5 protein-coding genes are annotated in these 4,893 nt (G+C 60.0%); 3 read left to right on the top strand and 2 right to left on the bottom strand.

Going from position 1 to position 4,893, the window contains the following annotated elements; genetic code table 11:
* Positions 1-646 (bottom strand): hypothetical protein (locus C8J40_RS20530; RefSeq protein ID WP_207901330.1); only part of this gene is annotated, 646 nt, incomplete at its 3' end.
* 311 nt (positions 647-957) lie between these two features.
* On the opposite strand from C8J40_RS20530, the gene C8J40_RS19970 reads away from it, so the two are divergent.
* On the top strand, positions 958-1,554 hold the full coding sequence (locus C8J40_RS19970; RefSeq protein WP_207901328.1) for a helix-turn-helix domain-containing protein: 597 nt from the start codon (positions 958-960) through the stop codon (positions 1,552-1,554).
* 332 nt (positions 1,555-1,886) lie between these two features.
* Positions 1,887-2,030 carry a hypothetical protein gene (locus tag C8J40_RS20525; protein WP_165911559.1) on the top strand — a complete coding sequence of 48 codons (144 nt, stop codon included), beginning with the start codon at positions 1,887-1,889 and terminating at the stop codon, positions 2,028-2,030.
* 56 nt (positions 2,031-2,086) lie between these two features.
* On the opposite strand, the gene C8J40_RS19965 is transcribed toward C8J40_RS20525, so the two are convergent.
* Positions 2,087-2,494 (bottom strand): response regulator, encoded by a 408-nt coding sequence (locus C8J40_RS19965; RefSeq protein ID WP_132898521.1) that lies wholly within the window; start codon positions 2,492-2,494, stop codon positions 2,087-2,089.
* A 235-nt stretch (positions 2,495-2,729) separates the two neighbouring features.
* On the opposite strand from C8J40_RS19965, the gene C8J40_RS19960 reads away from it, so the two are divergent.
* Positions 2,730-4,235: a PAS domain-containing protein gene (locus C8J40_RS19960; RefSeq protein WP_132898520.1), complete on the top strand. Its 1,506-nt coding sequence runs from the start codon at positions 2,730-2,732 to the stop codon at positions 4,233-4,235.
* Positions 4,236-4,893: the final 658 nt, after the last annotated feature.

Here is a 4,893-nt window from a genome sequence, read left to right as displayed (position 1 = left end):
AGGCGTGCGCACTGAGATCGCGCTGTACTCGGTCATTCCGCCGCGTCTCGCGTCTGGAGAACGAGGCCGTTCTCGACCGCATGGCGGCGCGGTTGAACTGGAAAAAGCGCGCCTTGTCCTCCCACACGAACGACGCGACCGTCAGGCGCGCCGATTTGTCCGTATCGATGCGACACGCGAACAGCCGATCAAAGCTGGCATCCCGCTGGAGGATCGCTGGCAGCGTGTGTTCGGCCGGGACAGTCAGGCGCTTGCGGGAGCCGCTTAGGACCAGGTCGTAGTCGGCCGGTGTTCCGTAAAGCTTCGCGTGGAACAGCCACCAGCGCTGTGCCAGCAGGGCTCTGCGGAAGGCGGGCGTGTCTCCGTGCGTCCGCGCCAGCAACGAACCGGCGACGTGGCGCGCATCATGCTCGCCGATCCGTAGGATGCGGCGACCTGCGAGCGGTGTCGATCCCCCCCCCAGCATCGAGACGATGACCGGATGGTCTCGGGCATCAATCGCCACCTCGAATGGGAAGAAGCCCGTACCCTGCCGAACCGCTTGCGCGCCTTGCCCCCGCCAGTCGGGTAGGCCGATGAACAGATGACCGTCAGCGAGGACGGGATTGAGTTGAGCCAGTTTCGCCCAGGCTTCCGCCTGATCCATCGGATGATCGAGTTGCGCTCGCACCCTGTCGGCCCCTCTTTCGAGTGCCGCCTTCGTGACCGAGTGGGCAAGGTCGGGGTGCTGACGTTCGATCGTATCGAGTGCGAAGCGGAGGTCAGCCTGTAATGCCCCCGGCGCGATCGTCTGCGCCGAGGCGGTTCCCGACGAGGCAAAAGCCATCAAGGCGGCCGAGAGGAGCGTTCCCATATGCGATGCCACAGTCGTCCCAATTCTAAAACCGCCGCCAGAGTCTCTTCCCCGGATTGGCTTGTTGAAATATATGGGCTATGTTTCAACAGGAGTCTAGGCTAGTGGATGAAGGTGACGACCTGCGGCTAATCCGCGATCCGGCGCAGGTGCGGCTTCTTAGTTCCGGGGTGCGACAGGAGATGGTTGATACGCTTGCCGCGCTCGGTGGTGCGGCCGGCGTCGCGAGTTTGGCGGAACAGCTCGGGCGACCAGCCGACGGTCTCTATTACCATCTGCGCGCGCTCGTGGCGGGGGGGCTGGTCGAAGAACTGCCGAGCGAGGGCGGGGAGCGCCGCTTCCGCCTGGTAGGCGGCGGTGATGGCCCGCTACGCCTTTCCTATGACCTTGGCCCGAATGGCAATGCGGCAGAGCTGCGCGCTTTCATCCATGGATTGTTGCAGATTGCTGATCGGGACTTCCAAGCTGCGCTGGGGCGGAGTGACACGGTGGTTGCCGGTCCGGCACGGACGCTTTGGGCTTCCCGCAACAAGGGATGGCTCGCAGCGGCAGACGTTGCGGAGGTCAACGCCCTTCTCGCCCGCCTGGGTGAACTGACCAGCCAACCGAAGGCTGATGGGCGTGAACAGTTGCTGAGTCTCGCTTTCGTACTTTCGCCGACCGAGGCGCGATCTAAGAGGCGGGCGCTGAGAACGCCGTAGGATTGATCCGGGACTGGCTCATCCCTTCTTGATTCCGGTTCAATCACGGGATTGAGAAGGCGCACGCATTCCCATTTCCTGATCGTCTTTGAGAAAAACGGCAGCTTGGCAATGTCGGCTATTGCCGCCTGCCTTCCCGAAAGCGGTCGGTCTGGAATCCTTCCCATATCGACCATTCCGCTTCCGCTCAAATTTGGACGTTTGGGCGTGCGATCAGATCTTCCGATAGCCGCCATCCGTTGAGCTAGCTTACGAGCAGTAGTAGAAATCGCAGTGAGCCTCGCGCATCCATACTATCGACGTATTCGGGTTAAGACAGATATACTGTCTCTATGAGCTCCGATACCCCGCTGACGGCCCAAGATTTGAAGGACGAATTGGAGGTGTTACTTGAACTCGCGGACCAGCTCGGCCTCACGGTCGTTGGTGCGTTGTTAGCTTCCGCAATCAACGTGATCCCGATCGTTCGACATTGATATCATTCCTCCCCATCTCGACCGTTTCGCCTTTAACCAATAAGCTGTGTCGTTGATCAAACCGCCCTCTTAAGCGGCTCCGGTAATTTGTTGTCCGGGAGCATGTTCCGCAAATGCTGGTGCACCATTTGCTTATTGAACGGCTTGGAGATGAACGTAGCCTTTTCGGGCATCTCGCCCGCTTTCGGTAGAACATGACCGGATGCGATGACGATTTCGATCGCAGGCCAGCGTTCGGCGACATGCCGCGCCAACGCAAAACCGTTGGTATCGCCGGGCATGTCGACGTCAGAGAACAACAGTACGATGCTTTCCCAGTTGGTGGCTAAGACGCGCTTCGCCTCGTCGCCATCCATGGCCTCGTAGAAGCGGAATCCAGCGTCTTCGAGGATGGCAGTCGTATCCATCATGATGAGCGGATCATCATCGACAACAAGGGCGTAGGGTACGGTTGAAAGTGTCATGGAGCCCTAACCCGCCCGCTATCTGCCGAGTTGCGGCGCGCGAGGGTTTCTGGTCGGTTTGCTGGGAATGCGACTGCGGCATGGCCGTATTCACGGGCCATGCCGGGTGTCGTTTGCAGGCTGTTAACCGAGTAGTTTTGTCACAATAGCCATCATAGCCTACTGACACTAAAGGACTAAAAAAACGCAGCGTCCAACGTCGTAAGGCCCGTTGAGCACGCGAACGGAGTGACGTGTGCGAGATATCCAGGAAGAAGCGCGGATCGTCCGCGAGCTGACGCGCGGCGATAGCGGATCTGACCCTTTTGCCTCGGCCGTGCGGGCAACGCGCATGCCGATGATCATCACCGACCCCCGGTTGCCCGACAATCCCATCGTGTTTGTGAACGACGCCTTTGGGAAGCTGACCGGTTATGCCCGCAGCGAGATCATGGGGCGCAACTGCCGGTTTCTGCAGGGACCGAACACAGACATGGCCGACGTCGGCCGGGTGCGGGACGCGATACGTGCGCGGGAGTCGATCGAACTCGACCTGCTGAACTACAAGAAGGACGGCACACATTTCTGGAACCGGTTGCTGGTTTCACCCGTGTTCAACGACGACGGGATACTGCTCTATTTCTTTGCCTCGCAGTACGACGTCACTCTCGAGCGCGAACGCCTCGTCAACCTTCAGCTTGATCGCGATGCCCTAGAAGCAGAGGTGGAACGCCGCATTGCCGAGCTTCAGGAGAGCGAGCAGCGACTTCAGTTTGCCCTTGATGCCGGCCGTCTGGGATCCTGGAGCATTAATCTCGATACGTACCGGCTGACGGCATCTGCCGAGTGCAAGAGGATATGCGGTCGTGCCCCGACCGATCCTCTGACCCTCGACGAACTGCGAGAGTCGATCCACCCGGAAGATCGGCAGCTGCAGATCAATGGCATAGAGCATGCCGTACGCGACCGATCGCTGCTGGACCTCGAGTACCGCTTGCGGACGCCGGCAGGCGAGGAGCGCTGGGTACAGATCCGGGGACAGGCGAGCTACCGCGCCGATGGCACACCGTTGGCACTCGTCGGGACGACGCAGGACGTGACCGCACGGAGGCGCGCTGAGGAGCATCGGACCCTCTTGGCTAATGAGCTAAGCCACCGGGTGAAGAATACCCTCGCGTCGCTGCAGGCGATCGTCTCGCAAACGATGCGCCGGGCGACCTCTGTGCAGGAGGCCGGCACGACGCTGGAAGCACGCATCCACGCGATGTCCGCCGCGAACGACTTGCTGATCAGTGGCAGGTTCGAGAGCACGTCCTTGCGTGCGCTGGTTGAGCGCACGCTTACCGCCTTCGGGGTGGAAGACGGTCAACGGTTCAAGCTTTCCGGTGAGGACCTTCAGCTCCCGCCCCGCCTTGTCGTCGCATTCGCCCTTGCCCTCCATGAGCTTGCAACCAACGCGGCAAAATATGGCGCGTTATCGACCGCCGAGGGCGTGATTGATCTGAGCTGGAAGGTCATGGACGGCTGGCAGCCGCATGATCTCCACCTCACATGGGTTGAGTCAGGAGGCCCACCGGTTGAACCGCCAACGCGGACCAGCTTTGGCACACAGCTCATCCAGCGTGTTTTGGCGCATGAAACCGGTGGAACGGCTAAAATCTCATACCTTCCTGGTGGGGTCGTGTTCGAAGCCGTCGCACCGTTGGTCGACAGTGCCGACAACGACAACGAGCAGCAGGATAGAGCCGAAGAAAGGAACTAGGGGGCTGGCCTCGCACAAAGCACAAAGCACAGTGCTTCCGGCCTGGCGTTATAGCCCCTATCCGTTTTGCCACTGATGGGGGAACAACGGCCCGTCCCCACAGGGTAGCAAGGACGGACCGGCCACGGCCGAGGACGACCACGGCAAGGCATAAACGATACCCGTCATATTAGTTTCCGACGGTTTGTTCCGTTTTGCTTCGACTTCCCACCCGGCCATTTTCCAAATTCGATCCTCTTTGGGAAAGCCGACAGCTGCCCTATTTGCGTCCGCTCCCATTGGCTGTAGAACGGCCGCATGCGGGTTCACCGAACCGATCGATACGCTGTCTCCATTTGGCTACCTGCCCTGATTGGCGGCAGCCTTCGTGGCTGTGGTGGGATAACCCAGCGCCAAGCCCTGTCATGCTATTGGGGGCATCTTTTGGCTGCTATGCGCGGTCGCAGCACTTATTCAACGAACGCGCAAACCTGCGGCAGGACGGTAAAACGTCACTATGGGTCGGGTTTCACCCAAAGCGGAAAGACAGCTTTTCTTCCATTCAGCCGTTCCTGATGCAAAAATCAAGCAGACTGTGTGGAAAGTCGTGAACAGCGCGGTCGGTGTCAGCGATTTCCAATCTCGAGCGGTTCGAGAACCAAATGAGCCCGAAGGTGGC

It is taken from the genome of Sphingomonas sp. PP-CC-3A-396, from assembly GCF_004343105.1.
Classification (GTDB): Bacteria; Pseudomonadota; Alphaproteobacteria; order Sphingomonadales; family Sphingomonadaceae; genus Sphingomonas.
The sequence above is the reverse complement of the archived record's forward strand: the minus strand, read 5'-3'. Positions and strand labels throughout refer to the sequence as shown.